This window comes from Pectobacterium carotovorum, assembly GCF_033898505.1.
Taxonomy (GTDB): Bacteria; Pseudomonadota; Gammaproteobacteria; order Enterobacterales; family Enterobacteriaceae; genus Pectobacterium; species Pectobacterium carotovorum_J.
The window spans coordinates 1,647,258-1,672,892 of sequence record NZ_JAXAFK010000001.1 but is presented as its reverse complement, the minus strand read 5'-3'; the positions used below and the strand labels follow the sequence as shown (position 1 = coordinate 1,672,892).

Genomic DNA, 25,635 nt, shown 5'->3' with positions numbered 1-25,635 from the left:
GTCGCGAGCGTTCCCTGTTCTGGTATCGCTCGCCGTACTTTTATCGGACCGGGAGTTCAGTTGTCTGTTTAATGGTTTGCATTGGGAGCTCAGTCTTGATGCTTTGTACCCCTTTGATGCGCGCCAGATGTTTGATCTGAAATTGTCGATAGGCATTGAGATCGGCGGCAACGACGCGCAGGATAAAGTCGCAGTCGCCGACCATCAGGTGGCACTCAACCACTTCTGGGAGCCTCGCGACCTCGCGGCAGAAATGCTCAACCGTTTCTTCCCCCTGACTTTCCAGCCAGATGCGAACAAAAAGCGTCAAACTTAGTCCCACAGCCTGAGGGTTCAGGATAGCCACATAGCGATCGATGGCGCCGCTGTCTTCAAGATTTTTGACGCGCCGCAGGCAAGGCGAGGGCGATAAACCTACCTTGTCAGCCAGTATATTATTGGGGATCCGGCCATCTCTCTGTAATTCACGCAAAATACGGCTATCAATTTCATCCATTCGTAGTACCAGATATCATTCCGATGCGGTTTTTATGATTCAGTATGCTGCAAAATTCAGAAAAACTCACTTGGTTAAGAATTTCAATAAATAATAAAAATGTGAAATCCAATGCCAATTTCATTGATTTTACTAACTAATACGCCCCCCAATTCCAACAGCGGAAATTTATAATACTCCTCTCAAAAAGGAGAATTTATGCTTCGCTGTTTTACACATTCGTTTCCCGGATCCTGTGCTCATGAATTCAGCAGAGGGCTTTTTGCCGCTGTTCCTGTGATGATCGGGTTTGTGCCGTTTGGTCTGCTGCTGGGGACGCAGGCCGCACAGAAAGGATTCTCTGTCTCGGAACTGATGCTGATGACAGGGCTGAATTTCGGTGGCGGTTCAGAGTTCGCGGCAATGTCACTGTGGACATCGCCGCCGCATGTGTTGACCATCGTCCTCGTCAGCCTGCTGGTCAACAGCCGCCATCTCCTCATGGGGGCATCGCTTGCGCCTTATCTTGCCCATCTTCCACGGCGCCGTGCTCTGTTGGCGCTGTTTTTTATGTGTGATGAAAGTTGGGCGATGGGGCTCGCCGATGCAGCAAAGCGTCGCCAGCAAGGGCTTTCCGGCTTCAGCATGGGATTTTATGCCGGTGTGGCGTCTTCGCTGTGGCTGGCCTGGGTGATTTCAACAGGAGTGGGCGTCATTGTGGGGCCGATTCTCGGTGATGTGACGACATGGGGATTCGATATGGCTTTCCCGGCCGTTTTTCTGGTTCTGCTGAAAGGGATGTGGAGGGGGCTTTTACCCGCGTTGCCGTGGCTGGTTAGCCTCGTTTGTGCTGCGACAACATACCATATTGTGCCTGGTGCCGCTTATGTTCCTGTCGGCGCGGCAGCGGGCATTCTTACGATACTGTTGATGAACGGGAAAACATCATGAGCCTCACTCTACTGACCATCCTGTTGATGGCGATAACGACGTATCTGACACGCATTGCGGGTTATGCGCTGCTGCATGGTAGACAGCTGGGGCCACGTTTAAAAGCCGTGATAGAGGCCGCTCCCGGATGCGTGTTGATCACCGTCATTGCGCCTCATTTTGCGACAACCGCACTCGCTGACCAGTTGGCATTACTCATTTCGCTGCTAGCCGCAATGCGGTTTTCACTATTGCCCGTCGTCATCATCAGCGTGCTGGCAACTGCATTTTTACGTCACCTGCTTTAAGCGTTGGCTCGATATCAAGACGGTGGCACGATAAACACCGCCATTTCTGGCTAGGCCGCGCAGCACATTTCCAGCGTAAAGCGGCAACCTTTTTCTGAGCTTTCGACCGTCATGTGCCAATCCAGATGCTCCACAATACGTTGTACGATGGATAAACCAAGCCCCTCACCGCTTTGATGTGCGCTAGGCAAAAAACGCTGAAATTGTTGCGGATCGATGCTGGGCGGCAGGCCCGGGCCGGTGTCAGAAATGACCAACGTCGTGCCATGCAGTGCAATGCGTACTTCACCTTCATCCGTGTATTGGCAGGCATTACGCAGCAGGTTCCAGACCACACTGCGCGCCAATTCGGCATTGGTGTGCAGATGGGTGTTTTGCGGCACATCCAGCGTCAGTGTTACTGGTTTTTTCACCAACCAGGGTTGGCAGCGCGTGATGCATTCCTCGAACAATGGATGCAGAGACACATCGGTTAGCGGTAAGGTTTGCGGATCCCGCGAGAGCAGCAACAGGCAAGCCAACTGGCGTTGCATTTCCTGCGTAGTGCGCACGATACGTTCAGCGCTTGGCATTAGATGACTGTCGGCAGGTAATTGGTGCACGATGGTTTCCGCCGCACCACCAATGATGGCCAGCGGTGTGCGCAATTCATGGCTGGCATCGCTCACAAAGCATCGTTCGCGCTGTAGAAACCGCTCCAGCTCATCGCTGTGTTGCGCAAATGCGCGCGCGAGCACGCCGATTTCGTCACGTGCATCCTGAAAGGGGAAGGGTTTTTGCTTACGCTGCACGACGTCGGCCAAGCGTGTGATGGGGGCGGTAACGCGTGCCGACGTCAGTCGACCAATCCAGAACGCACACAGAATGCACAGCAGGATAACCAGCGGCGCAAAGCCGTCAATCATGTACTCCAGATACTCGTAATTCTTGCCGTCCTGCAACAGGTAGTAACGCCGATCGTTAAGTTCAAACACCAACAGGTGCCAGCCATCGGGCTTTTCCATGCGGTGGTAACCCGGCGCATACTGGCGCAGGACATCAGGCGCGGCCTGCGCATCATAGAGCAGGTTGCCTTCAGGTAGGGTGGGAGTGATGCCTTTGGCAATGTCGACTTCCAACTGAGGTAGTACCTCGTTACGCAGGTTTTCTGAGATCACATAGGCTCTCAGTTCATCGTAGTCGAGTTGATCTGCTACAACCACAAACGCCATGACGGCCACCATCAGCAGCACGAAGGTAACCATAATGTGCGTCTTGAGCGTCATCTGTTGATAAATGGATTTCATGATAATTGTTCTGCCCTTTGTATGATTATTCCGGTGCAGCCTCTTCAGGCTTATGCAGGCGTAAACCGATGCCATGTACCGTTTCTATCAGCGCAGATGTGAAGTTTTTGTCAACTCGTTGGCGCAAGTCATGAATATGTGTGCGTAAAGCGCCACTGTCAGGCGGTTCGTCACCCCAGAGCAAATATTCCATCTCCTGTTTTTTGACGACAGCAGGGGCGGATCGTATCAGGCACAGCAATAGTTTATGCGTAGTAGGGGTCAGGGTGATCGTCTGACCCTGCCGCTGTGCCTGTGGTGCGCGGGTGTCTACCTGTAGATCTTCCCAGACTAACGTGCCCTGAACCTGTTGCCCCTGTGCTCGGCGTACCAGTGCCTTGATGCGTGCGTCCAGTTCCTGGAGCGAAAAGGGTTTTATCAGATAATCGTCAGCGCCCAGCGCAAGACCCTGCACGCGGTCATCTATCGGATCCCGTGCGGTCAGCATCAACACCGGCACAGGATTCTGAAATTCTTGGCGGAGCTTTCGGCACAGCGTCATACCGTCCAGTCGCGGCAGCATCAGATCCAACAAAATGGCGTCGTAATCATTCTGCGTGGCCATACGCAGGCCAGTGGCGCCATCACGTGCGTCATCCAGCACATAGCCCAGTGGCTCGAAAAATTCGTACAGGTTGGCAACTAACTCAGGGTTGTCTTCGATAATGAGCAGGCGGGTCATAGATAATTAGTGTCTTAAATAGGTTACCGGAATCTTAACAACATCTTGACACACACTTTTTGATACTACGCGCACTTTCAACTCGTTGGGGATTACGCGTGTTTCAACGTCTGTCATCCTTGCAGCTCAACCCGATACAGCTGACTTGGGTAGCCGCACTGTTCTTCACCACCATTGGCAATATTGGGCTGTGGCAAATGTTATGGTCCAACGTGGAGATCAACAGCTTACACTGCTTGCTGTTTTTCATCAGCCTGCCGGTTTTCTTTTTCTGCCTTATCAACCTGTTGTTCACGCCAGTTTTGGCATTACCGTATGTGCGTAAGCCGCTACTTGCACTCTTGGTTGTCATCAGCGCCAGCTGTAGTTACTTCATGTTCAGCTATAACGTGCTGATCGATCGCGGCATGGTGCAGAACGTCTTTGAGAACAATCAGGCAGAACTCGCCTCGTACTTTTCTATTCCCTTGCTGCTCACCATTCTTGTGCTTGGTGTGTTACCTGCTGCGGTGATGGTTTGTTTGCCCACCAAACAGACCGAACATCCCTTCCAAAACGCGCTATGGTGGCTGGGCAATGTCCTGGTGACATTCGCCGTGCTGGCCGCGGTGACGATGCTGTTCTACAAGGACTACGCCTCGTTGCTGCGCAACAATCTGCAAATCAGGGATCAGGTGCTACCTTTCAACTTTGTGCGCAGTACTAACGGCTACCTGAAGCGCTACCTGAAACGCACGACATCGCAGTTGTTGCGAACCGTGGCCGAAGATGCCACGCGTCCTGTGATTGTTGCCGGAGAGCGGCCTAAACTCGAGATTGCCGTGGTAGGTGAAACCGTGCGGACACAGAACTTCCAGATGGTCTACACCGAGCGGATGCTAGGTAAATCTATCGACGTGCTGCAGCGCTATTCAGGGCAACGCGACGTAGCCATGATCCACCTTTCCGATCATGGTGAGTCGTTGGGAGAGCGGGGCATCTATCTACACGGCACGCCTTACCTTATTGCGCCCAAAGAGCAAATGCAGATGCCAATGGTGATGTGGTTCTCACCGGTATTTGTGCAAGATGCCGGCTTCAATCTCACCTGCCTGCGCAATAACGCGGAGAACAAAGACTATAGCCACGACAATTTTACTATTCCAGGCTTGGCCTGTTTGCTGTTCAAAGCAGGGTGTACCAATCCGAACTGGATGTGTCTGCGCCATGTCGCGAGCTGATGTGAGTTTCGTTGCAACTTAGCCGTTAGCCTATTCCCCCATACAAGGAGCAGCTTGTGTCAAAAATCAACGTGGAAAAATTCGTTGCTGGAACTCTGGAAAAAAGTTTTGACGTTCCTACATTCGCCGTAAATATCCTTGCTCAGCTTTTGCCAGCGTCTGCAATGAGTGAGCTTGCTGACCGAGGTATAGACATCCCGGCTATTCTCGGCGCCAACAAACTGGGTACGCCATATTCCTCTTCGATCGAGGTGGTTGAGGATGGTGTGCAAAAAACGGTAGTCATCTCTGTGACCGCCGGCGGGCGATAAGTCCCGTTCCCTTCAACGTTCCTGAGTCACAGTCAGTTTTCAGCTCAGCCTCATTTTTTTGCTGCGCGTAGTGAGATGAGACAAAGGAAAGACGATGCGAATGACTCGTGAATGACTTCATGAAACGCCATGAAAACAAAAATCCACGCAAGTGCGTGGATTTTATGGGTTTTTTTGATCTTCATGAGATATTCTGGCGCCTCATGAGACAACAAAGTTTATTTAGACGTTAAACAGGAAGTTCATGACGTCGCCATCTTTTACGATGTAGTCTTTGCCTTCTGAACGCATTTTTCCGGCTTCTTTCGCGCCTTGTTCACCTTTGTAGGTGATGAAATCTTCATAGGCGATCGTTTGTGCGCGGATGAAGCCTTTCTCGAAGTCGGTGTGAATTTTACCCGCAGCCTGCGGGGCGGTAGCGCCGACAGGGATGGTCCATGCGCGAACTTCTTTCACGCCAGCGGTGAAGTAGGTTTGCAGGTTCAGCAGTTCATAGCCCGCGCGGATAACGCGGTTCAGACCCGGTTCTTCCAGACCCAACTCAGCCATAAACTCTTCACGGTCGGCATCATCCAGTTCCGCGATATCTGATTCAACGGCAGCACAGACGGCTACAACGACAGAACCTTCAGCGGCCGCGATTTCGCGCACTTTATCGAGGTACGGGTTATTTTCAAAACCGTCTTCGTTGACGTTGGCGATGTACATGGTTGGCTTCAGCGTCAGGAAGCTCAGGTATTTGATGGCTGCTTTATCTTCATCGCTTAAATCCAGTGAGCGCAGCATCCCGGCGTTTTCCAACTGCGGTAAGCATTTCTCCAGCGCGGCCAGTTCAGCTTTCGCATCTTTATCGCCACCTTTGGCTCTCTTCTGCACGCGGTGAATGGCACGCTCACAGGTATCGAGGTCAGACAACGCCAGCTCGGTATTGATGACGTCGATGTCATCGGCCGGATCAACTTTGTTGTTTACATGGATGATGTTGTCGTTTTCAAAGCAGCGGACAACGTGACCGATGGCTTCGGTTTCACGGATGTTGGTCAAGAACTGGTTACCCAAGCCTTCACCTTTGGACGCGCCCTTTACCAGACCCGCGATATCAACAAATTCCATGGTGGTAGGGAGGATACGCTGTGGCTTAACGATTTCGGCCAGTTTGTCCAGACGTGGATCGGGCATCGGCACGACGCCAGTATTTGGCTCGATGGTACAAAACGGGAAGTTGGCCGCTTCGATGCCGGCTTTGGTCAACGCATTGAACAGAGTGGATTTACCGACGTTAGGCAGCCCAACGATACCGCATTTGAATCCCATGTTTATATCACCTTAAATAACTTATTAATCAGACAATTACTATATTTTGCCTGTCAGAATGGAAACATTTCGGCCGATTATACACGGAATGGCGATTTATCTCGATCTCCCATCCGCATTCTGACCAGATTATGCCGCTTTGAAGGCATGCAAGCGGTTCATCGCTTTGATCATGTCTTCTTTCATCAGAATTTCTGTGCAGCGCACGGCTTCGTCAATGGCATCGTCGATCAGCGTCTGCTCGCTTGTCGGCGGTTTACCCAGCACAAAGCCAGTAACTTTGCTTTTATCACCCGGATGGCCGATACCAATGCGTAAACGATGGAAGTTTGGGTTGTTACCCAATTTGCTGATGATATCTTTCAGCCCGTTGTGGCCGCCGTGTCCGCCACCCAGTTTAAGTTTGGCAATCCCCGGTAATAAATCCAGTTCATCGTGTGCAACCAGAATTTCATCAGGCTGGATGCGATAGAAGGTGGCCATTGCTGCGACGGCTTTACCACTCAAATTCATGAACGTGGTAGGGACCAGCAGGCGTACATCTTGTCCAGCCAGATTCAGGCGGGAGGTGTAACCAAAAAATTTGCTTTCTTCTTTCAGCGGCTGACGGTAAGCGTCCGCCAGACGATCGACAAACCAGGCGCCCGCATTATGGCGGGTGGCGGCATATTCAGCGCCGGGATTCGCCAGGCCGACAATTAATTTAATGCTGCTCACGGTATATTCCAGATTGCGTGCTTAAATTGACGCAGGGTAGCGTGATAAACGAAAGCGCTAGTTTACACACCGTGTGCTGGATAGCAAAATCTCGGTGTTGGAATGTAAATACCGTGTCATTTGTAAATACTATGTTATTTGTTCAGTGATGTGATTATTCGGATTTTTGTCTATTTATTTGTTTAAACGTAAAAAAATATTAATCATTCCTTTTATCTGTGATCCCTCCCGCAATCATCCATGCACATTATTGTCTATAATTGCATCAATAATAAGAAAGTAAGCGGTAATGGCACTCCGATTCATCCACAGAATTAATCTGGAGGTGGCAGATGAAACGTAAAAACGTGACAGTATTGGGTAACATGTTGATGGGGCTCGGTATGATTCTGATGATTGGTGGAATTGGTTTTTCCATCGCCAGCCAATTCCCTAAACTGAATGTCCCTGAATATATGACTTATATTGATCTGGTCGGTATTTTCTCTGGTGCAATATTTTGGTTAGTGGGAGCACGTATTAGCGGGCGTGAAGAAGTCGCAGACCGTTATTGGTGGGTTAAACACTTTGATAAGCGTTGCCGCCGCCAACGTCACCCATAACCGTTAAGGCACCATAGGCGTCAATGAAAATTGAACATGAGAGCCGCTGTAGCTTCGCTATGGCGGTTTTTTTATAGTGACATGTATAGAAATAAGAAAGCCACCTTGTTACAAGGTGGCTCCCTCATTATCGTTTGCGATCGGTTACCCGATCAGCAGCGATTAATGCTCAAACATCGCAGAAATAGATTCTTCGTTGCTGATACGACGAATCGCTTCGGCCAACATCCCGGACAGCGTTAACGTACGAACATTCGGCAGTGAACGAATGTTTTCCGCCAGCGGAATGGTATCGCAGACAATCACTTCATCAATTACAGAGTTCTTGATGTTCTCGTAAGCATTGCCTGAGAAGATCGGGTGTGTGGCATAAGCGAATACGCGTTTAGCACCACGTTCTTTCAGCGCTTCCGCCGCTTTACACAGCGTACCGCCAGTGTCGATCATATCGTCAACCAGTACACAGTCACGACCAGCGACGTCACCGATGATGTGCATCACCTGAGAAACGTTGGCACGCGGACGGCGCTTGTCGATGATCGCCATGTCGGTATCGTTCAGCAGTTTAGCGATTGCGCGCGCACGCACAACGCCACCGATATCAGGAGAAACCACGATCGGGTTTTCCAGATTCTGTTGCAGCATATCTTCCAGCAGGATCGGGCTACCGAATACGTTATCTACCGGAACATCGAAGAAACCCTGAATCTGCTCAGCGTGCAGATCAACGGTCAGAACACGGTCAACACCGACGCTGGACAGGAAGTCAGCAACGACTTTCGCGGTGATTGGCACACGTGCGGAACGCACGCGACGGTCCTGACGGGCATAGCCGAAGTAGGGGATAACGGCGGTAATACGTCCCGCGGAAGCGCGACGCAGAGCATCGACCATCACAACCAGTTCCATCAGGTTGTCATTGGTGGGTGCACAGGTGGACTGGATGATGAAAATATCACCACCGCGTACATTTTCATTGATTTGCACGCTGACTTCGCCATCGCTAAAACGACCGACAGCGGCGTCGCCAAGGCTAGTGTACAAACGGTTGGCAATACGTTGTGCTAGTTCCGGGATGGCGTTACCAGCAAAAAGCTTCATATCAGGCACGAGAAGAACCTCAGGCTTGCGTCCAGAGAAATATTGCGCCTGCCAGGCAGGGAGAGCAACAGGCACAATATGCATACGGGTGTATGAATTAAGTTTGCTACAGACTGGCCGCATGGCAGCCGGTGTGTGGCAAAACCTAAAGTTGCCCGGAAAGCGTACGTTGTAGCGGAGAGACGTTAACGCCTCGCGCGACGAAACCGTTTAGCCATTCCGGGGCCTGGTCAAGCACCTGACGGGCTGCGAACTCGGTGTCAAACTCTGCAAACACACAAGCCCCCGTTCCAGTCAGGCGCGCCGGGGCATATTCTAGCAGCCATGAAAGTAGCTGTTCAACCTCACGAAAACGTTTTCTTGCGATAGCTTCACAATCATTGACGAAGGTCTGGTTTAATAAAGTTTCTAAATCACGAACTGGCGAATTACGCGTCAACGCCGGATCGCCGAAAATCAACGGCGTGGCGATACTCACGCCGGGGTGTGCCACCAAGTACCATTTCTCTGGCGGATTTGCTGGCGTTAACTGTTCACCAATACCTTCGGCAAAGGCGGCATGTCCACGAACAAAGACGGGAACGTCGGCGCCTAATTGCAATCCCAGCTCGGCCAAGGTATCAACGCTCAGCCCGCTTTGCCACAAATGATTAAGGGCGACCAAAACGGTAGCCGCATTGGATGAACCGCCGCCCAGCCCGCCGCCCATCGGCAGGCATTTGTCGATGCTGATGTCTGCGCCGAACCGGGCAGGGTGCAGCTTATGGCGTTCGCAGTGCTGCTGTAATAAACGTGCGGCGCGGACGATCAGGTTTTGCTCGTTCTCTACACCGTCCACGGGTGTAAGCAGGTTAATCTGGTCGTCACCACGTGGCCGAATTGTCAGGGTGTCACCGTAATCCAGAAACTGAAATAGTGTTTGCAAAAGGTGATACCCGTCCTTTCTCTGGCCGGTAATATAAAGAAACAGATTCAGCTTGGCGGGGGCAGGCCATGTCTCGATAACCGTCGGTTGCATCGCTTATTTAACCATCCAGTTATTCATTTTCAGCTTAATACGCTGTTCCCCCTGAACCAGCTCCAGGCTGGTTGGCAGCGGAGGCGTCAGCTCGGTGTTGTAGCTCTGATAGCTGACATTCCAATTTTGATTGCCCTGGCGATAGGTGACGGTTTTCAGCAGATAGCGCTCATCCAGCGTGAATTCGCTCGCATCACCCGGGATGCCGAGAATCCACTGGCGCAGATTGTTCAACGGGATCGCCATGCCGGTGAGCTGCTGAATCATATATTCGGCATCTTTCCCCACGTAACGCTTGCCCTGATTATCAGTGATTTGCACGCCGTCAGGCTGGGCGCGCAGTTCTAATTCGGTACTGCCGAGTGGGTTGGTCAGCAGCAATCGATAACGCTGTGGTGGTGTGTCCTGCCAGAAAAAATTGGCTGATACTCTTTTGCTATCGGAGATATAGGCAAAAGCGCCGCGAGTCTGATATTGGCTGAGTTGCTGTACTTTTTGCTGATGTTGTTGCCACTCTGGCGAGGTGGGGCTTTTACCCGTTTGAGTGGGTTGATGAACGCTACAAGCGGCTAGCAACACGCTGGCTAAAGGCAGTAAACGCAGGCATCGGACGGTTTTGGTTGGCATGTCGGTCGTATCCTGTAAATGAACGTAGTTCGTGAAATACGTCACGCTAACGGGCTTACCGCTCAGCGTCAATGGTTGTTATTCGTTAATGGCGTTTATTGTTTTTTGTCAAAAAGTGACTACCTCAGACGAGGTGTATCGCGCGCTGTCGCTTTTCTTGCATCCCTGCATCAAGTAGAATGCGACTCAAACGAAATCCATACTAAGACCGGTATTACTCAGAAACAGCCTAATGACCCTGCTTGCGCTTGGTATTAATCACAAAACCGCACCGGTTTCTCTGCGTGAACGCGTTGTGTTCTCACCAGATAAGTTAGGGGTGGCCCTCGACAGTCTGCTACAGCAACCGCTGGTGCAGGGCGGCGTTGTGCTGTCTACCTGCAATCGTACGGAACTCTATCTTAGCGTTGACGAACAGGAAAACCAGCGTGAGCAGCTGATTCGCTGGCTGTGTGAATATCATCAATTGCGTCCGGAAGAGGTCAACGGCAGTCTGTACTGGCATCAGGATAACGCCGCCGTTAGTCATCTGATGCGCGTGGCCAGCGGTCTGGATTCGCTGGTGTTAGGCGAACCGCAGATTTTGGGACAGGTGAAAAAAGCGTTTGCAGAATCACAACGTGGCCATTCCCTGTCCAGCGAACTGGAGCGGCTGTTCCAGAAGTCTTTTACCGTGGCCAAACGCGTTCGTACGGAAACGGATATCGGTGCCAGCGCCGTGTCGGTGGCATTTGCCGCTTGTACGCTGGCGCGGCAGATCTTTGAATCACTGGCGGATGTTACGGTGCTGCTGGTTGGTGCTGGAGAAACCATTGAATTGGTTGCTCGCTATCTTCGTGAGCACAATGTACAGAAAATGGTGATCGCGAACCGTACCCGTGAACGCGCGCAGGCGCTGGCAACGGAAGTAGGCGCAGAGGTCATCACGTTGGCAGAACTGGATGAACAACTCGTTCAGGCCGACATTGTGATCAGTTCAACGGCCAGTACGCTGCCGATTATCGGAAAAGGGATGATGGAACGGACGCTGAAGGCGAGACGGAATCAGCCAATGCTGATGGTGGATATTGCGGTTCCGCGTGATATTGAGCCGGAAGTCGGCAAATTGCCGAACGTTTATCTCTACAGCGTGGACGATCTACACGCGATCATTCAGCATAACCTCGCGCAGCGCAAAGCGGCAGCGGTGCAGGCCGAATCCATCGTGCAGCAGGAAAGTTCCGACTTCATGGCGTGGCTGCGTGCGCAGTCCGCGGTGGAGACGATTCGCGATTATCGCGCTCAGGCCGATGAGCTGCGTGCGGAAATGACAGCCAAGGCGCTGGCTGCCATCCAACAAGGCAATGACGTTGAAGCGGTGATTCAGGAACTGACGCACCGTTTAACCAACCGCCTGATTCACGCGCCGACCAAATCCCTTCAGCAAGCCGCTCGTGACGGCGATCAGAACCGGTTACAAATTTTACGTGACAGCCTTGGGCTGGACTAGCATTCATCTCTACTATTTATTTCTACTACAGGATTTAACCGCCCGCATGAAGCCTTCTATTGTTGCTAAACTGGAAGCGTTACAAGAACGCCATGAAGAAGTCCAGGCGTTACTCGGTGAGCCCAGCGTCATCGCTGATATGGATCGTTTTCGCGCGTTGTCGCGAGAATATGCTCAGCTTACTGATATTACTCGCTGTTTCCAGCAATGGCAGCAGGCGCAAGAGGATCTACAGACCGCAGAAATGATGCTCGACGATCCTGAAATGCGCGATATGGCGCAGGAAGAATTGAAAGAGGGTAAAGCGACAATTGAGGCACTGGAGCAGCAGCTTCAGGTGCTGTTGTTGCCGAAAGATCCCGACGATGAGCGCGGCTGTTTTCTGGAAGTGCGTGCCGGGACGGGCGGCGACGAAGCCGCGATTTTTGCCGGCGATCTGTTCCGCATGTACAGCCGCTATGCCGAATCACGCCGCTGGCGCGTCGAGGTTATGAGCGCCAGCGATGGCGAACATGGCGGTTATAAAGAAGTTATCGCTAAAATTTCCGGCGACGGCGTGTACGGCCAGCTCAAATTTGAATCCGGCGGCCATCGCGTGCAGCGCGTTCCTGCCACGGAATCTCAAGGGCGTATTCATACGTCGGCCTGTACGGTCGCCGTGATGGCGGAAGTACCGGAAGCGGAACTGCCGGACATCAACCCTGCGGATTTACGCATCGATACCTTCCGTTCTTCTGGCGCGGGCGGTCAGCACGTTAACACCACCGATTCCGCCATCCGTATTACTCACTTGCCAACCGGCATTGTCGTGGAATGTCAGGACGAGCGTTCACAGCATAAAAACAAAGCCAAAGCGCTGTCTGTGCTGGGGGCACGTATCCGTGCGGCAGAAGTGCAGAAACGCCAGCAGGAAGAAGCGTCAACTCGCCGTAACCTGCTTGGCAGCGGCGATCGTTCTGACCGCATCCGTACCTACAATTTCCCACAGGGAAGGGTGACCGATCACCGTATTAACCTGACGCTTTACCGACTGGATGAAGTCATGGAAGGGAAACTGGATACGCTGATTCAGCCAGTCGTACAGGAATACCAGGCCGATCAACTTGCTGCGTTGTCCGAGCAGGAATAATGACCTATCAGGATTGGTTAATCTCTGCGACGGCGCAGCTTGCGACGGGAGAAAGCCCGAAGCGAGATGCGGAAATTTTGCTGGGCTTTGTGACTGGCAAGCCCCGCACGTTTCTGTTGGCGTTTGGTGAAACTGCGCTGAACGCGGCTGAACAACAGCAGCTAACTGAACTGCTAGCGCGCCGCGAACAGGGAGAACCCATTGCTTATTTGACCGGCGAGCGTGAGTTCTGGTCACTGCCGCTGGCTGTGTCGCCCGCCACGCTGATTCCCCGCCCCGATACCGAGTGCCTGGTCGAACAGGCGCTGCTGCGTCTGCCTCAAACGCCGTGTGCCGTACTGGATTTGGGCACCGGAACCGGAGCGATTGCGCTGGCGCTGGCCAGTGAACGGCGTGATTGCCGGGTGACGGGCGTTGATGTTCAACCAGACGCTGTCGCGTTAGCGACAAAAAACGCCCAGCAATTGGGACTCGACAACGCCCATTTCTTGCCTGGAAGCTGGTATTCACCGCTTGATCAAATGCGCTTTGCGCTCATCGCCAGTAATCCACCGTATATCGATGCGAATGATGTGCATTTGTCGCAGGGCGATGTTCGTTTTGAACCAGCCAGCGCGCTGATTGCCGCCGACAACGGGCTGGCGGATTTACGCACCATTATTGAATCTGCCCCGCATTATTTAGCGGCCGGTGGTTGGCTGCTGCTGGAACATGGCTGGCAACAGGCTGATGCAGTGCGTCAGCTCTTGCAGACACGCGGATTCACACAAATCGAAACCTGTCAGGACTATGGTGGCAATGACCGCGTGTCGTTAGGACGCTGGTTGGATGCCCCAACGCATTAGGAGCAATGGACGTGATAACTCTTTACCCAGCCACGATATATCTGCATCTGGCAACGGTTGGCATCAGTATTTCCCTGTTTATTATTCGTTTTTTCTGGCTGTGTCGGCAATCAGCGTTGCTGCAACAGCGCTGGGTGAAAATCCTGCCGCATATTAACGATACCTTGTTATTAATCAGCGGTATTGGTTTAATCACGCTTAGCCACACTTATCCGTTTACTCCCGAGCAAAGCTGGCTGACGGAAAAACTGTTTGGCGTTATTATTTATATCCTTCTTGGCGCGATCGCCTTGGGGAAACGCCCCCGTAGTCAGACTGTTCGCTGGCTGGCGTTTGTATCTGCTTTAATGTGCTTTGGTGTGGTCGTGCTGTTGGCACTGACTCAGTCACCGTTGCTGATGGAATAATTATGAGTGCTATTGCTGATTTTGAATTCAACCAGTCGCTGCTAAGTGATGGTGTCGTGTTGGTTTCACAGGCTATTCGCCGCGACTTTCCCGCTCAGGACGTGCGGCAAAATCTGCAACAGCTGGTTGAGAGCGCTCGAGCCGCTATTCCTGACGATCTCGAGCAAGATCTTCAGCTTGAAAAGCTGATTGAGCTGTTTTATCACACCTGGGGGTTCGGCGGTGCGGGCGGCGTTTATCGCCTGTCTGATGCACTGTGGCTCGATCAGGTGCTTGAATCGCGTCAGGGCCTGCCCGTGTCACTTGGCGTCATCTTCCTGCATATCGCCAATGAGCTTGGTCTGCCGCTGATGCCGGTCATTTTCCCGACGCAGCTGATTCTGCGCGCCGACTGGCTCGACGAAGAGATGTGGCTGATCAACCCGCTAAACGGCGATACGCTGAGTGAGCATGTGCTGGAAGTCTGGCTGAAAGGCAACATCGGTCCATCAACCCGCCTGCTGGATGAAGATCTGGATGAAGCAGAGAATGTCCTGATCGTGCGTAAAATGCTCGACACGTTGAAAGTCGCACTGATGGAAGAAAAGCAGATGGAACTGGCGTTAAGAGCCAGCGAAGCGGTGCTGCAATTTGACCCAGACGATCCGTACGAAATTCGCGATCGCGGCCTGATTTATGCACAGCTGGATTGCGACCATATTGCGCTGTCCGATCTCAACTATTTCGTTGAACAGTGCCCGGAAGACCCGGTGAGTGAAATGATAAAAGTGCAGATTCACTCGATAGAGCAGAAACAGATTGTCTTGCATTAAAAAAACAGTCTTACATTAAGAACCCGTTTTGCAGTAATGCAGCGTTAATTTATTTCCCGACATGAAGGTAAAAGTATGACGAATAAAGTGGTCAAGATAGGGGATATCCCCGTCGCCAATAATCTGCCTTTTGTGCTGTTTGGCGGCATGAATGTTCTTGAATCACGCGATCTGGCGATGCGCATTTGTGAGCATTACGTCACGGTCACGCAGAAGTTGGGCATTCCTTACGTGTTCAAAGCGTCATTCGATAAGGCTAACCGTTCTTCAATTCACTCTTACCGTGGTCCTGGTTTGGAAGAAGGGATGAAAATCTTCCAGGAACTGAAACAGACCTTTGGCGTAAAAATTATCACTGACGTGCATGAAGCACACCAGGCGCAGCCTGTTGCCGATGTGGTTGATGTGATCCAGCTTCCTGCGTTTCTGGCACGTCAAACTGACCTGGTCGAAGCGATGGCGAAAACGGGTGCGGTAATCAACGTGAAAAAACCGCAGTTCGTCAGCCCGGGGCAAATGGGTAACATCGTCGATAAGTTCATCGAAGGTGGCAACGATCAGGTCATTCTGTGCGATCGCGGCAGCAACTTCGGTTACGACAATCTGGTTGTTGATATGCTTGGCTTCAACGTAATGAAGCAGGTTTCTAACGGTTCGCCGGTGATTTTTGACGTTACGCATGCGCTACAGTGCCGCGACCCGTTTGGTGCCGCGTCCGGTGGCCGTCGTGGACAGGTGACGGAGCTGGCGCGTGCCGGTATGGCTGTTGGCCTGGCAGGGCTGTTCATTGAAGCTCACCCAGATCCCGCGAATGCAAAATGCGATGGCCCGTCTGCGTTGCCGCTGGATAAACTGGAGCCGTTCCTGCAACAGATCAAAGCGATTGACGATCTGGTGAAAAACTTCCCAGAACTGGATACCAGTAAGTAATCTTACTCACGGTAGATTGATTGTTGACGTAAAAAAACGTAGGGAACGTTTTTCAACGTCGCTTGCGACGGCCCGCAGGGTGGCGGGCAGGACGCTCGCCATAAAAAAACCCGCGATATCGCGGGTTTTTTGTTGATAACGTTTGTGGCTTTCTACAACACTGCACAATCGCTGTTATTTATAGAGATCGGCGCTGATGGTCATGTTGTTGCCTTTGCCTTCCCACTGCCTGGTGATGTGGTAGTACTTGGCACCTTTCTCGCCCGCACGTTTAGCAACGGCTTCGGACACCTGTGTCATATTGGTGTAGTTACCGCGGAACTTAATTGAATCGAAAGGCACCATTTGCGCCGCCGTAGCATTATTCAGTTCCTGAATTTTGGAACCATCTGTTAACGTTACCGTGTAACGTCCACCTTTTGACGATTGCGTTTCAAAGAAATTACCTACATTGCGGCTAGGGCTCCCGGAGTTGGCAACACCAGGAATTTCGACCTTGGCGGCTTCCGCACCACCAGCAGCCAGCGCTGCACGGCCAGCATCAGAATCTGCTGGGATGACATCGGTGCTCTGAGTTTGGCGCTTCGGTGCGTCGGCTTTATAAATGTAGGCTGTAACTTTCTGGTTAGCGCTATTCGAGTTCACATCAACCTGACGGACGATGTAGAACGAATCAGCATCTTTCTCTTTTGCCGCTTTCGCAATGGCGTCGTTCACATCTGGTTGGCTGCGGAAGAAGCCACCAACGGTTACCGTATCATACGGCTCCAGCGAATAAGCAACATCCTTTGGCAATTCTTTTACGCCGTAGAAAGTGCGGAATTGGGTATCCTGATTCGCCTTTGGCGCATCTTTGCGATACAGGTCGACAGTGACATTCCAGTTCCCACTCGAGTTAGCGTCATCCATAGCTTGCACATAGAACGACTCCGCACCCAGCTTGTCGGCGCGTTTTGAGGCTGCGGCCACTGCTTCATTGATCGCGTTAAAACGTCCCTTAAACGTAATTCGCTCAAAGGGTTGCAGGGATTCTGCCTGCTCAGGTGTCAGTTCCTGTGCAGCCTGCGCTGAAAATGCCGAGAGTGATAACAATAACGTGGACGCAATAACAGTAGTCTTCAGCTTCATAAAAAATCCTTTCGCCTTCCTGCAACTCGAATTATTTAAGGTATAGCAATCAACCTGTAACGGAATAGGGCTGATTATCGCACGGAATAAATTCTTGTGCTTTAGCATTTTCAACGAGGCTGAAAAGCCGTAATGCTTCGGCTCTGAACAAGAAAAGTGCTAATAATAACGGTTAATGATTGTTTTGCCATCATAAGGGATATTTATGTGATTTATCGCATTAACAACCTTGTAACACACCATTTTTGTGAAACAGCACCGAAAAATACTTCTGTAATAATGCTACAAAAGGCAGAGAAGAGCATGATTTTCGACCAAGAAAGGCTGGCAGAACCTGTGATAACTCGGCTTTTCTGTGAAATTCATTTTATTTATGGATCATCGATCACATTTTCAGTACGTTATAAATGAGTTCGCCTACAGTGAGACGCCCCAAAAAAAGCGTGTGGCAAGAAGATGATAAGACCCTCTTCCTACCGCGTGAATGCGGGGATACAGGGTGCAGCAGGTCTCGGCGAATTCGTATAACAGAGTAGGGTGAGAATAATAACCTTCGTTAAAAATAAGCGAAAAGGGTATCAGTATGCGTATTGGTGTACCAAGAGAGCGGTTGGCCAATGAAGCCCGTGTAGCAGCGACGCCGAAAACGGTTGAACAGCTGCTGAAACTGGGTTTTACGGTCTCGATAGAACGTGAAGCGGGAAAACTGGCAAGTTTTGACGATGCGGCATATGAAGAAGCCGGCGCGTCGATTGTTGACAGTTCGGAAGTCTGGCAATCCGATATCGTCCTGAAGGTGAATGCGCCGCAGGATGATGAAATCGAACTGACCCGTGCGGGCAGTACGGTTGTCAGCTTTATCTGGCCAGCGCAAAACCCGGCACTGCTGGAAAAACTGGCGGCCCGTCAGGTGACAGTGATGGCGATGGATTCAGTGCCGCGTATTTCGCGCGCGCAGTCACTCGACGCGCTCAGTTCGATGGCCAACATTGCTGGCTATCGCGCCATCGTTGAAGCTGCCCACGAATTTGGTCGCTTTTTTACCGGGCAAATTACCGCTGCGGGTAAAGTTCCACCTGCCAAAGTCATGATTATCGGTGCGGGTGTGGCTGGTTTGGCTGCGATCGGCGCTGCGGGTAGCTTAGGTGCTATCGTTCGTGCTTTTGATACCCGCCCTGAAGTAAAAGAGCAGGTTAAGAGCATGGGCGCCGAGTTCCTCGAGCTCGACTTTGAAGAAGAAGCAGGCAGCGGTGACGGCTATGCCAAGGTCATGTCTGAAGCTTTTATCAAAGCCGAAATGGAACTGTTCGCAGCACAGGCGAAAGAAGTCGACATTATCGTCACTACTGCACTGATTCCCGGAAAACCGGCACCACGCCTGATCACCAAAGAAATGGTGCTGAGCATGAAGCCTGGCAGCGTGATTGTCGATTTAGCGGCGCAAACGGGCGGAAACTGTGAGTTGACCGTGGCCGATCGCGTTACCGTGACGGAAAACGGCGTCAAAATTATCGGTTATACCGATTTACCCAGCCGTCTGCCGACGCAATCCTCACAGCTTTACGGCACGAACCTGGTTAACCTGCTGAAATTGCTCTGCAAAGAGAAAAACGGCGAAATCGATGTCGATTTTGACGATACCGTGATTCGCGGCGTGACCGTCATTAAAGAAGGTGAAATCACCTGGCCGGCACCGCCAATTCAGGTTTCAGCGCAGCCACAGCAGGCCAAACCTGCCGCGGTGGTGAAAGAAGAAGCCAAGCCGACATCGCCGTGGAAGAAATACGCGTTCCTCGTGATCGCCATTCTGCTGTTTGGCTGGCTGGCCGATGTCGCACCGAAAGAGTTCCTGTCTCACTTTACCGTTTTTGCGCTGTCTTGTGTGGTGGGCTATTACGTTGTCTGGAATGTCAGCCACGCATTGCACACGCCATTGATGTCAGTCACTAACGCAATATCAGGCATTATCGTTGTCGGAGCATTGTTGCAGATCGGTCACGGCGGATGGGTGTCGTTCTTCTCATTCATTGCCGTATTGATCGCCAGCATCAATATTTTCGGTGGTTTCACCGTGACTCAGCGCATGCTGAAAATGTTCCGTAAAAACTAAGGGGTAACACATGTCTGGTGGATTAGTAACTGCTGCATACATTGTTGCCGCAATTCTCTTTATTTTCAGTTTGGCGGGGTTGTCCAAGCACGAAACGTCGCAACAAGGGAACATCTTCGGTATCAGCGGGATGGCGCTTGCGCTGATCGCGACGATTCTGGGGCCTGATTCTGGCAACGTTGGCTGGATCATCGTTGCGATGGCAATCGGTGGATCAATCGGTATTTATCTGGCGCGTAAGGTTGAAATGACCGAAATGCCAGAACTGGTCGCTATCCTCCACAGTTTTGTGGGCCTGGCAGCGGTACTGGTTGGCTTTAACAGCTTCCTCGATCACGGTGAAATCACCGATCCGGTGATGGTCAATATCCATTTGACGGAAGTCTTCCTGGGTATCTTCATCGGTGCCGTGACCTTCACAGGCTCGGTTGTTGCTTTCGGCAAACTGCGCGGAAAAATCTCTTCCAAGCCGTTGATGCTGCCTCATCGCCACAAAATGAATCTGGCGGCGCTGGTTGTGTCCTTCCTGCTGCTTCTGGTTTTCGTCAATACGGGCAGCGTAGCGCTGCAGGTACTGGCGTTGATTCTGATGACGGCCATTGCACTGGTGTTTGGTTGGCATCTGGTTGCGTCGATTGGCGGTGCGGACATGCCGGTCGTCGTTTCTATGCTGAACTCCTACTCCGGTTGGGCCGCAGCGGCTGCAGGCTTCATGCTGAGCAATGACCTGCTGATCGTGACTGGTGCTCTGGTGGGTTCTTCGGGTGCGATTCTGTCTTACATCATGTGTAAAGCGATGAACCGCTCTTTCATCAGCGTTATTGCCGGCGGTTTTGGTACGGACGGCGTTTCTTCTAGTGAGAGTGAAGAGGTCGGTGAATATCGTGAGGCTTCAGCGGAAGACGTGGCTGATTTGCTCAAGAACTCAACCTCGGTCGTCATCACTCCGGGATATGGTATGGCCGTCGCACAGGCGCAGTACCCTGTGCATGACATCACCGCAAAACTGCGCGCCCGTGGTATCAACGTTCGCTTTGGTATCCACCCGGTTGCGGGGCGTTTGCCTGGTCATATGAACGTGCTGTTGGCTGAAGCAAAAGTGCCTTACGACATCGTGTTGGAGATGGATGAAATTAATGATGATTTCACCGATACCGACACCGTGCTGGTCATTGGCGCGAATGACACCGTTAACCCGGCAGCGCAGGAAGATCCACATAGCCCAATCGCTGGCATGCCAGTGCTGGAAGTGTGGAAAGCGCAGAATGTTATCGTGTTCAAGCGTTCCATGAATACCGGCTACGCTGGCGTACAGAACCCGCTGTTCTTTAAAGAGAACACACAGATGCTGTTTGGCGATGCCAAAGACAGCGTTGAGGCGATTCTGAAAGCGCTGTAAGCGCGGCAGGACATAGAAACGAAAGGGGCGAATCATCGCCCCTTTTTTGCGCCTTATCGTTTGTACGCCGTAAAAAATAATGCCAGCGCTGAGAGGCTGGCATTATGTGGCTCAAATAGAGTGAAACGTGGAATCAGCTGTTATCGCCGTCTTCCAACGTAATCGGCGAAACGAAGTCATCGGGTTTAATTGCAAGCAGGTCGCACTTCAAATGATCGATAACATGCTCGACGGTGTTGCCGATAAACGCAGCGGAAAGGCCGGTTCTGCCCAGTGAACCCAACACCACGACACCCGCCTGTAAATGCTCCGCCAGATCGGGAATCACTTCTTCCGGCAAACCTTTTTCTACGTGCGTCACACGCTCATCCAGGCCGAATTTCTGCCGTAGCGACTTCATGGCGATAAGGTGCTGCCCTCGAATCGCATCGTTATAGACGCTGGGATCGAAATCAGGCAGTTCAATAGCGATATTGATGGGGGTAACGGGGTAGGCACCGACCAGATGAACTTCGGTTTGGTCAACCTGCTGCGCCAGCTCAAGCGTTTCCGATACCAGTTTGATATTAAGTGGGTCGTGATAAGGGTCTTCGCTGGCCAGATTGACGGCAACCAGCGCTCGGCCTTCAGTTGGCCAGGGCTGATCTTTTACCATCCACACGGGACAAGGACACTTGCGCAGTAACTGCCAGTCGGTAGGCGTAAAGATGACGGCCTCCAGCCGGTCGTGCTGATGCGCCATTTTCAACAACAGGTCGTGCTGGCCGGAAATCACTTCCCGAATGAGGGCTTCAAAGGGTTTATTGTGCCACACCACTTTGATTTCGATTGGAACGCCTGCTTCAAGGTAGTATTTGCACTGTTCTGCAATCCACTCCGTCCGCTGCTGGATAACGCCCTGACGCATTTCCACCCTTTCATCAGGGGAAAGCAGGGTTGTCATTTCATAAGAGAAATCATAAATCGGCAGAAATGCCTTAATGCGGCCGCCAAGTCGCTGAACCAGGTAAACCGCCCGACGCAGCGCTGGTTGGTCATCCTGATTTGGGTCAATAGCTACCAGTAAGTTCTGATACTTTGCCATAGCTCCTCCAAACAGCTGTTACTCCACAGCCTGTCAATCAAGAGTACCGCAATGGAATCGTTTTGGACAACAGAGATAAGCCGCAGAATAGCAAAATAGGAAATATCACGGATGGTGCAGGAAGAGGGGGGAACATTGACGCTGCCACAGTAGAAAAAGTGGCAACGTCAAATAGTTAGGCGGTAAAGATTATTTACGTGAGGAACCGGCTAATTCGGAAAGCGCATCAAGATTCTCGATCGTGATGTATTTTCCTTTTACTGCCAGCGTACCGCTTTTCTGGAAACGGCCTAACAGACGGCTGATGGTTTCAACGGTCAGCCCCAGATAGTTGCCGATATCACCACGCGTCATGGTCAGGCGGAACTCACGCGGAGAGAAACCACGCTGAGCGAAACGACGGGAAAGGTTGTAGACAAACGCCGCCAGACGCTCTTCAGCATTCTTCTTCGACAGCAGCAGAATCATGTCCTGATCGCCACGGATTTCTCCGCTCATCAGGCGCATCATCTGCTGGCGCAGGTTAGGCATTTTCCCTGAGAGATCGTCCAGCGTCTCGAAAGGAATTTCGCAGACCATTGACGTTTCCAACGCCTGAGCGAAGCTCGGATGCTGAGCCGTACCGATCGCATCAAAGCCCACCAAATCACCCGCCAGATGAAAACCGGTGATCTGCTCGTCGCCTTGCTCCGTGATGGTATAGCTTTTTATCGTACCGGAACGGATGGCATACAGCGATCTCAGTTCATCGCCTGCTTTAAACAGCGCTTGCCCCTTCTGGATAGGCTTCTTCCTTTCGATGATGTTGTCGAGCTGATCGAGCTCGTGTTCATTCAGGGTGAAAGGGATGCATAGCTGACTGATACTGCAATCCTGACAGTGGATTGCACAACCGCCAGACTGGATGCGTCGGATAATTCGCTTTTCCGGGATCATAGGCTTTGCTCAGGCAATAATTGATATTGGTCAATTTTAACAGCTTTTATCGGCCGTGATAAGACCGGCAATCACTGGAATAGACCAATAAATAGTGAACTAACTATAATTTTTCGATTTTGCTGGAAAATATTCCGATATATAAGGTCCGTTCGGAGATAATATTTTTTCCATTACGTTACCGAACGGTTAACACATTGATTAATCCGAATCGCTTACGGCGATAAGCAATTCGGACGGACATTTTCGCGCGTGGGAAGCGCAAGAATTATAACGGCAAACTATTCAATCTAGGTAAATAGCTGTCGAGGCAAATAGCCTTCGTGGGCTAACAGCCACTGTTTGCGGTGAATGCCGCCCGCATAACCCGTCAGCGCACCGCCAGTACCGATGACGCGATGGCACGGGACCACGATGCTGACAGGGTTTGAGCCGTTTGCCATGCCGACTGCACGCGCTGCGCCGGTGCGGCCCAGCAGCGTCGCGAGTTCGCCGTAAGTGGTAATTTCTCCGCAGGGAATGCGACGTAATTCCCGCCAGACCTGCTGCTGAAATTCGGTCCCAACGGAAGCAACGGGCAGCGTATCAATAATCGCTAATTCACCCTCAAAATAGCGTTGTAGGCTCTCTGTCAGGCCACCGGGATTATGACGCGACTGTAACGAAAAGGGATCATTTCTATAACTGCGATTGAGCATGCGAAATAAATCCTCTTCATACTCGCGCCACTCGACGGCACGCAAATGATTATTTTCATCCGCAATAATCAATAACTCCCCAAGTGGAGTTGCCATAGTGTCCTGAAAAAAAGTCTGCATAGTGATTCCTTACGCGCTTATCGCTTTCTTGCTTCTCTCATGAGTTACGTGTCGATTATCCGGCATCCTCAGGCGGATTGAAAATAAAATGCGAGGTATGTCACGCCGTGAGATGAAAAAAGAGAAAGCCATCACGATCGTAACCCCTGTTACCCGTCATGTACTCGGCCTGGCAGGAGAGAGAGGCTTTGAATGTGTTGGCAGTGCCATTTTAGGGAGAATTCTGTTGGCGCATGAGCACTTAAGAGCGTCGATGCATATTTAACGTGAGGGGTGTGGGATAAACCGCATCTAACATTACCAATAAAATCAAACAGTAATATAGTAAATATTCAATTTGTATTTATGAGAGATGGAGCATGTCAATCTTTATCCTACTGCCAGATAAACGCACCACATGGCAATAATATGAAGGTGAACGATGTTGGTATGTTCTATTTTTTTATGGCAAAGGCGTAAGAGTGTGGGTATGGCTTGCCATAATGAAAATCACTATACCAACCCCCTCAATCGGCATGTGTTTGCCAATTTGGTGAGGTTTTTAGCGTCCCGATTTATGTACGAATAGCTATGTGCCCGACGTTATTTGGAGGAAATACGCAGAATGAAAAAGAAATATGCCGTTGTGGGAACGGGGGGCCGCGCGGGCCTTTATCTGGAGTCAATTGCCAGGGATTATCAGGAACAGGGGCAGTTTGTTGCGTTTTGCGATACAAACCAGACGCGAATGAATTATGCCAACCAGATTGTCCATAAATATGGACACGATAATGTACCGACATATCGCGCTGAACAGTTCGCGCAGATGATCGCGGAAACCAAGCCGGATGTGGTTATTGTGACCTCTCTGGATCGGACGCATCATCATTATATTATCCAGGCAATGGAATTAGGTTGTGATGTCATCAGTGAAAAACCGATGACGATCGATGAAGAGAAATGTCAGGCAATTATTGATGCGATCAACCGCACCGGCCGGAAATTACGCGTGACCTTTAATTACCGCTACGCTCCGCATCACAGCAAAGTCCGTGAACTGATCGCCGCAGGGGTGATTGGCGAAGTTTATTCGGTTCATTTTGAGTGGCTGTTGAATACTGAGCACGGGGCCGACTATTTCCGCCGTTGGCACCGTGACAAACGCAATAGTGGCGGGCTGTTGGTGCACAAATCCACGCACCATTTTGATCTGGTGAACTTCTGGCTGAATAGCGAACCGGAAACGGTCTACGCGCAAGGTGATTTGCGTTTTTACGGCAAAGCCAATGCCGAAGCACGCGGGGTCACAGAATTTTATTCACGTTCACATAATAGCGCCGCCGCAGAAAACGACCCGTTTGCGCTACATATGAACCAAAGCGAACAGCTCACGGCATTATATTTAGACGCCGAACATGAAGACGGTTATTACCGTGATAAAAGCGTGTTTGATGACGGAATTAATATTGAAGATGTGCTGGGTGTGGTGGTGCGTTATAAAAGCAAAGCCATCATGACGTACTCATTAAATGCCTATTTGCCCTGGGAAGGGCTGAACGTAGTGTTTAATGGCAGCAAGGGCCGGTTGGAAATGAAACTGGTGGAAAAATCTTACGTAAACGGAGGCGGACAAAAAGAGGATGAAGGTGCGCTGAATGAATGTGAAATAAAGATCTATCCGATGTTTGACGAGCCTTATGTCGTGCCAGTTGAATTTAAAGCCGGCGGACACGGCGGAGGCGATCAGGTCATGTTAAACGATCTGTTTGGTACACCGGAACCCGATCCATTACATCGCGCAGCAGATTATCGTGATGGGGCTATGTCGATTCTAACCGGCATTGCAGCCAATCGATCATTACGCACCGAACTGCCAGTGAAAATAAGCGAACTGGCCGTTAACCTGAAAAGAGGGAATTAATCAGAGTCTCTGTCCGAA

The 25,635-nt window shown here is 51.2% G+C and carries 26 protein-coding genes; 14 read left to right on the top strand and 12 right to left on the bottom strand.

Translation table 11 applies throughout. The features are described 5' to 3' along the window. Positions 1 to 40: 40 nt before the first annotated feature. Entirely contained in the window at positions 41 to 496 is a 456-nt protein-coding gene (locus R9X49_RS07505; RefSeq protein ID WP_095699528.1) for an Lrp/AsnC family transcriptional regulator, read from the bottom strand. Positions 497 to 694: 198 nt separating this feature from the next. Between R9X49_RS07505 and R9X49_RS07500 the strand changes: the two genes are divergently transcribed. Next, the gene (locus R9X49_RS07500) at positions 695 to 1,426 is read left to right on the top strand and encodes an AzlC family ABC transporter permease (RefSeq protein ID WP_319847800.1); all 732 of its coding nucleotides are present in this window, start codon (positions 695 to 697) and stop codon (positions 1,424 to 1,426) included. Then, positions 1,423 to 1,713, top strand: coding sequence for an AzlD family protein (locus tag R9X49_RS07495; RefSeq protein WP_319847799.1), 291 nt, complete (start codon positions 1,423 to 1,425; stop codon positions 1,711 to 1,713). The genes R9X49_RS07500 and R9X49_RS07495 overlap by 4 nt, the downstream gene beginning before the upstream one ends. Positions 1,714 to 1,763: 50 nt before the next feature. Here R9X49_RS07495 and R9X49_RS07490 read toward each other — a convergent pair whose 3' ends face one another. Together R9X49_RS07490 and R9X49_RS07485 are read right to left on the bottom strand one after the other, a co-directional pair. Continuing rightward, on the bottom strand, positions 1,764 to 2,999 hold the full coding sequence (locus R9X49_RS07490; protein WP_319847798.1) for a HAMP domain-containing sensor histidine kinase: 1,236 nt from the start codon (positions 2,997 to 2,999) through the stop codon (positions 1,764 to 1,766). A gap of 25 nt (positions 3,000 to 3,024) precedes the next feature. After that, positions 3,025 to 3,720, bottom strand: coding sequence for a response regulator transcription factor (locus tag R9X49_RS07485; RefSeq protein ID WP_319847797.1), 696 nt, complete (start codon positions 3,718 to 3,720; stop codon positions 3,025 to 3,027). 98 nt (positions 3,721 to 3,818) lie between these two features. Between R9X49_RS07485 and R9X49_RS07480 the strand changes: the two genes are divergently transcribed. Continuing rightward, positions 3,819 to 4,940: a phosphoethanolamine transferase gene (locus R9X49_RS07480; RefSeq protein ID WP_319847796.1), complete on the top strand. Its 1,122-nt coding sequence runs from the start codon at positions 3,819 to 3,821 to the stop codon at positions 4,938 to 4,940. 56 nt (positions 4,941 to 4,996) lie between these two features. Beyond that, positions 4,997 to 5,251 (top strand): hypothetical protein, encoded by a 255-nt coding sequence (locus R9X49_RS07475; RefSeq protein WP_319847795.1) that lies wholly within the window; start codon positions 4,997 to 4,999, stop codon positions 5,249 to 5,251. 222 nt (positions 5,252 to 5,473) lie between these two features. Here the strand turns inward: R9X49_RS07475 and ychF are convergent, their stop codons facing one another. Together ychF and pth are read right to left on the bottom strand one after the other, a co-directional pair. Continuing rightward, positions 5,474 to 6,565 (bottom strand): redox-regulated ATPase YchF, encoded by a 1,092-nt coding sequence (ychF, locus tag R9X49_RS07470; RefSeq protein ID WP_015840351.1) that lies wholly within the window; start codon positions 6,563 to 6,565, stop codon positions 5,474 to 5,476. A gap of 129 nt (positions 6,566 to 6,694) precedes the next feature. After that, complete coding sequence (gene pth / locus R9X49_RS07465; protein WP_010274897.1) at positions 6,695 to 7,282, bottom strand: aminoacyl-tRNA hydrolase; 588 nt, start codon at positions 7,280 to 7,282, stop codon at positions 6,695 to 6,697. A gap of 332 nt (positions 7,283 to 7,614) precedes the next feature. On the opposite strand from pth, the gene ychH reads away from it, so the two are divergent. After that, a complete protein-coding gene (gene ychH, locus R9X49_RS07460; protein ID WP_205946528.1) occupies positions 7,615 to 7,884 on the top strand; it encodes a stress-induced protein YchH in 270 nt (89 codons plus the stop codon). Positions 7,885 to 8,046: 162 nt separating this feature from the next. Here ychH and prs read toward each other — a convergent pair whose 3' ends face one another. From prs to lolB, 3 genes are all read right to left on the bottom strand, one after another. Then, positions 8,047 to 8,994 (bottom strand): ribose-phosphate diphosphokinase, encoded by a 948-nt coding sequence (prs, locus tag R9X49_RS07455; RefSeq protein ID WP_010274915.1) that lies wholly within the window; start codon positions 8,992 to 8,994, stop codon positions 8,047 to 8,049. A 136-nt stretch (positions 8,995 to 9,130) separates the two neighbouring features. After that, positions 9,131 to 10,003, bottom strand: coding sequence for a 4-(cytidine 5'-diphospho)-2-C-methyl-D-erythritol kinase (ispE, locus tag R9X49_RS07450; RefSeq protein ID WP_319847794.1), 873 nt, complete (start codon positions 10,001 to 10,003; stop codon positions 9,131 to 9,133). A gap of 3 nt (positions 10,004 to 10,006) precedes the next feature. Beyond that, the gene (gene lolB, locus R9X49_RS07445; protein WP_319847793.1) at positions 10,007 to 10,630 is read right to left on the bottom strand and encodes a lipoprotein insertase outer membrane protein LolB; all 624 of its coding nucleotides are present in this window, start codon (positions 10,628 to 10,630) and stop codon (positions 10,007 to 10,009) included. Positions 10,631 to 10,862: 232 nt separating this feature from the next. On the opposite strand from lolB, the gene hemA reads away from it, so the two are divergent. The 6 genes from hemA (at position 10,863) to kdsA (ending at position 16,242) form a co-directional block, all read left to right on the top strand. Continuing rightward, positions 10,863 to 12,119 (top strand): glutamyl-tRNA reductase, encoded by a 1,257-nt coding sequence (gene hemA / locus R9X49_RS07440; protein ID WP_225084716.1) that lies wholly within the window; start codon positions 10,863 to 10,865, stop codon positions 12,117 to 12,119. A gap of 46 nt (positions 12,120 to 12,165) precedes the next feature. Then, positions 12,166 to 13,248: a peptide chain release factor 1 gene (gene prfA, locus R9X49_RS07435; RefSeq protein ID WP_319847792.1), complete on the top strand. Its 1,083-nt coding sequence runs from the start codon at positions 12,166 to 12,168 to the stop codon at positions 13,246 to 13,248. Continuing rightward, on the top strand, positions 13,248 to 14,093 hold the full coding sequence (gene prmC, locus R9X49_RS07430; RefSeq protein WP_319847791.1) for a peptide chain release factor N(5)-glutamine methyltransferase: 846 nt from the start codon (positions 13,248 to 13,250) through the stop codon (positions 14,091 to 14,093). Before prfA ends, prmC begins: the two co-directional genes overlap by 1 nt. Positions 14,094 to 14,098: 5 nt before the next feature. Beyond that, on the top strand, positions 14,099 to 14,500 hold the full coding sequence (locus tag R9X49_RS07425; protein ID WP_319847790.1) for a SirB2 family protein: 402 nt from the start codon (positions 14,099 to 14,101) through the stop codon (positions 14,498 to 14,500). Positions 14,501 to 14,502: 2 nt separating this feature from the next. Then, positions 14,503 to 15,312: an invasion regulator SirB1 gene (sirB1, locus tag R9X49_RS07420; RefSeq protein ID WP_319847789.1), complete on the top strand. Its 810-nt coding sequence runs from the start codon at positions 14,503 to 14,505 to the stop codon at positions 15,310 to 15,312. 75 nt (positions 15,313 to 15,387) lie between these two features. Continuing rightward, positions 15,388 to 16,242, top strand: coding sequence for a 3-deoxy-8-phosphooctulonate synthase (gene kdsA, locus R9X49_RS07415; protein ID WP_180740953.1), 855 nt, complete (start codon positions 15,388 to 15,390; stop codon positions 16,240 to 16,242). A 174-nt stretch (positions 16,243 to 16,416) separates the two neighbouring features. Here the strand turns inward: kdsA and ydgH are convergent, their stop codons facing one another. Continuing rightward, complete coding sequence (gene ydgH, locus R9X49_RS07410) at positions 16,417 to 17,370, bottom strand: DUF1471 family protein YdgH (RefSeq protein ID WP_319847788.1); 954 nt, start codon at positions 17,368 to 17,370, stop codon at positions 16,417 to 16,419. A 583-nt stretch (positions 17,371 to 17,953) separates the two neighbouring features. On the opposite strand from ydgH, the gene pntA reads away from it, so the two are divergent. Both pntA and pntB read left to right on the top strand, forming a co-directional pair. After that, complete coding sequence (pntA, locus tag R9X49_RS07405) at positions 17,954 to 19,480, top strand: Re/Si-specific NAD(P)(+) transhydrogenase subunit alpha (protein WP_319847787.1); 1,527 nt, start codon at positions 17,954 to 17,956, stop codon at positions 19,478 to 19,480. Between the two features lie 10 nt (positions 19,481 to 19,490). Beyond that, on the top strand, positions 19,491 to 20,879 hold the full coding sequence (gene pntB, locus R9X49_RS07400) for a Re/Si-specific NAD(P)(+) transhydrogenase subunit beta (RefSeq protein ID WP_319847786.1): 1,389 nt from the start codon (positions 19,491 to 19,493) through the stop codon (positions 20,877 to 20,879). Between the two features lie 133 nt (positions 20,880 to 21,012). Here the strand turns inward: pntB and uspE are convergent, their stop codons facing one another. The 3 genes from uspE to ogt form a co-directional block, all read right to left on the bottom strand. Next, positions 21,013 to 21,963 (bottom strand): universal stress protein UspE, encoded by a 951-nt coding sequence (uspE, locus tag R9X49_RS07395; protein WP_319847785.1) that lies wholly within the window; start codon positions 21,961 to 21,963, stop codon positions 21,013 to 21,015. A 189-nt stretch (positions 21,964 to 22,152) separates the two neighbouring features. Further along, a complete protein-coding gene (gene fnr / locus R9X49_RS07390; RefSeq protein WP_010274971.1) occupies positions 22,153 to 22,899 on the bottom strand; it encodes a fumarate/nitrate reduction transcriptional regulator Fnr in 747 nt (248 codons plus the stop codon). A gap of 290 nt (positions 22,900 to 23,189) precedes the next feature. Beyond that, the gene (ogt, locus tag R9X49_RS07385; RefSeq protein WP_319847784.1) at positions 23,190 to 23,717 is read right to left on the bottom strand and encodes a methylated-DNA--[protein]-cysteine S-methyltransferase; all 528 of its coding nucleotides are present in this window, start codon (positions 23,715 to 23,717) and stop codon (positions 23,190 to 23,192) included. A 604-nt stretch (positions 23,718 to 24,321) separates the two neighbouring features. Here ogt and R9X49_RS07380 point away from each other — a divergent pair. Further along, positions 24,322 to 25,617: a Gfo/Idh/MocA family oxidoreductase gene (locus R9X49_RS07380; RefSeq protein ID WP_319847783.1), complete on the top strand. Its 1,296-nt coding sequence runs from the start codon at positions 24,322 to 24,324 to the stop codon at positions 25,615 to 25,617. The last annotated feature ends 18 nt before the right edge of the window (positions 25,618 to 25,635 follow it).

What these genes read in the sequence shown, in the direction of transcription:
- R9X49_RS07505 (WP_095699528.1), bottom strand. Translation starts at nt 496, where the DNA reads ATGGATGAAATTGATAGCCGTATTTTGCGTGAATTACAGAGAGATGGC.
- R9X49_RS07500 (WP_319847800.1), top strand. Translation starts at nt 695, where the DNA reads ATGCTTCGCTGTTTTACACATTCGTTTCCCGGATCCTGTGCTCATGAA.
- R9X49_RS07495 (WP_319847799.1), top strand. Translation starts at nt 1,423, where the DNA reads ATGAGCCTCACTCTACTGACCATCCTGTTGATGGCGATAACGACGTAT.
- R9X49_RS07490 (WP_319847798.1), bottom strand. Translation starts at nt 2,999, where the DNA reads ATGAAATCCATTTATCAACAGATGACGCTCAAGACGCACATTATGGTT.
- R9X49_RS07485 (WP_319847797.1), bottom strand. Translation starts at nt 3,720, where the DNA reads ATGACCCGCCTGCTCATTATCGAAGACAACCCTGAGTTAGTTGCCAAC.
- ychF (WP_015840351.1), bottom strand. Translation starts at nt 6,565, where the DNA reads ATGGGATTCAAATGCGGTATCGTTGGGCTGCCTAACGTCGGTAAATCC.
- ychH (WP_205946528.1), top strand. Translation starts at nt 7,615, where the DNA reads ATGAAACGTAAAAACGTGACAGTATTGGGTAACATGTTGATGGGGCTC.
- ispE (WP_319847794.1), bottom strand. Translation starts at nt 10,003, where the DNA reads ATGCAACCGACGGTTATCGAGACATGGCCTGCCCCCGCCAAGCTGAAT.
- lolB (WP_319847793.1), bottom strand. Translation starts at nt 10,630, where the DNA reads ATGCCAACCAAAACCGTCCGATGCCTGCGTTTACTGCCTTTAGCCAGC.
- hemA (WP_225084716.1), top strand. Translation starts at nt 10,863, where the DNA reads ATGACCCTGCTTGCGCTTGGTATTAATCACAAAACCGCACCGGTTTCT.
- prfA (WP_319847792.1), top strand. Translation starts at nt 12,166, where the DNA reads ATGAAGCCTTCTATTGTTGCTAAACTGGAAGCGTTACAAGAACGCCAT.
- prmC (WP_319847791.1), top strand. Translation starts at nt 13,248, where the DNA reads ATGACCTATCAGGATTGGTTAATCTCTGCGACGGCGCAGCTTGCGACG.
- R9X49_RS07425 (WP_319847790.1), top strand. Translation starts at nt 14,099, where the DNA reads ATGGACGTGATAACTCTTTACCCAGCCACGATATATCTGCATCTGGCA.
- sirB1 (WP_319847789.1), top strand. Translation starts at nt 14,503, where the DNA reads ATGAGTGCTATTGCTGATTTTGAATTCAACCAGTCGCTGCTAAGTGAT.
- kdsA (WP_180740953.1), top strand. Translation starts at nt 15,388, where the DNA reads ATGACGAATAAAGTGGTCAAGATAGGGGATATCCCCGTCGCCAATAAT.
- ydgH (WP_319847788.1), bottom strand. Translation starts at nt 17,370, where the DNA reads ATGAAGCTGAAGACTACTGTTATTGCGTCCACGTTATTGTTATCACTC.
- pntA (WP_319847787.1), top strand. Translation starts at nt 17,954, where the DNA reads ATGCGTATTGGTGTACCAAGAGAGCGGTTGGCCAATGAAGCCCGTGTA.
- pntB (WP_319847786.1), top strand. Translation starts at nt 19,491, where the DNA reads ATGTCTGGTGGATTAGTAACTGCTGCATACATTGTTGCCGCAATTCTC.
- uspE (WP_319847785.1), bottom strand. Translation starts at nt 21,963, where the DNA reads ATGGCAAAGTATCAGAACTTACTGGTAGCTATTGACCCAAATCAGGAT.
- fnr (WP_010274971.1), bottom strand. Translation starts at nt 22,899, where the DNA reads ATGATCCCGGAAAAGCGAATTATCCGACGCATCCAGTCTGGCGGTTGT.
- ogt (WP_319847784.1), bottom strand. Translation starts at nt 23,717, where the DNA reads ATGCAGACTTTTTTTCAGGACACTATGGCAACTCCACTTGGGGAGTTA.
- R9X49_RS07380 (WP_319847783.1), top strand. Translation starts at nt 24,322, where the DNA reads ATGAAAAAGAAATATGCCGTTGTGGGAACGGGGGGCCGCGCGGGCCTT.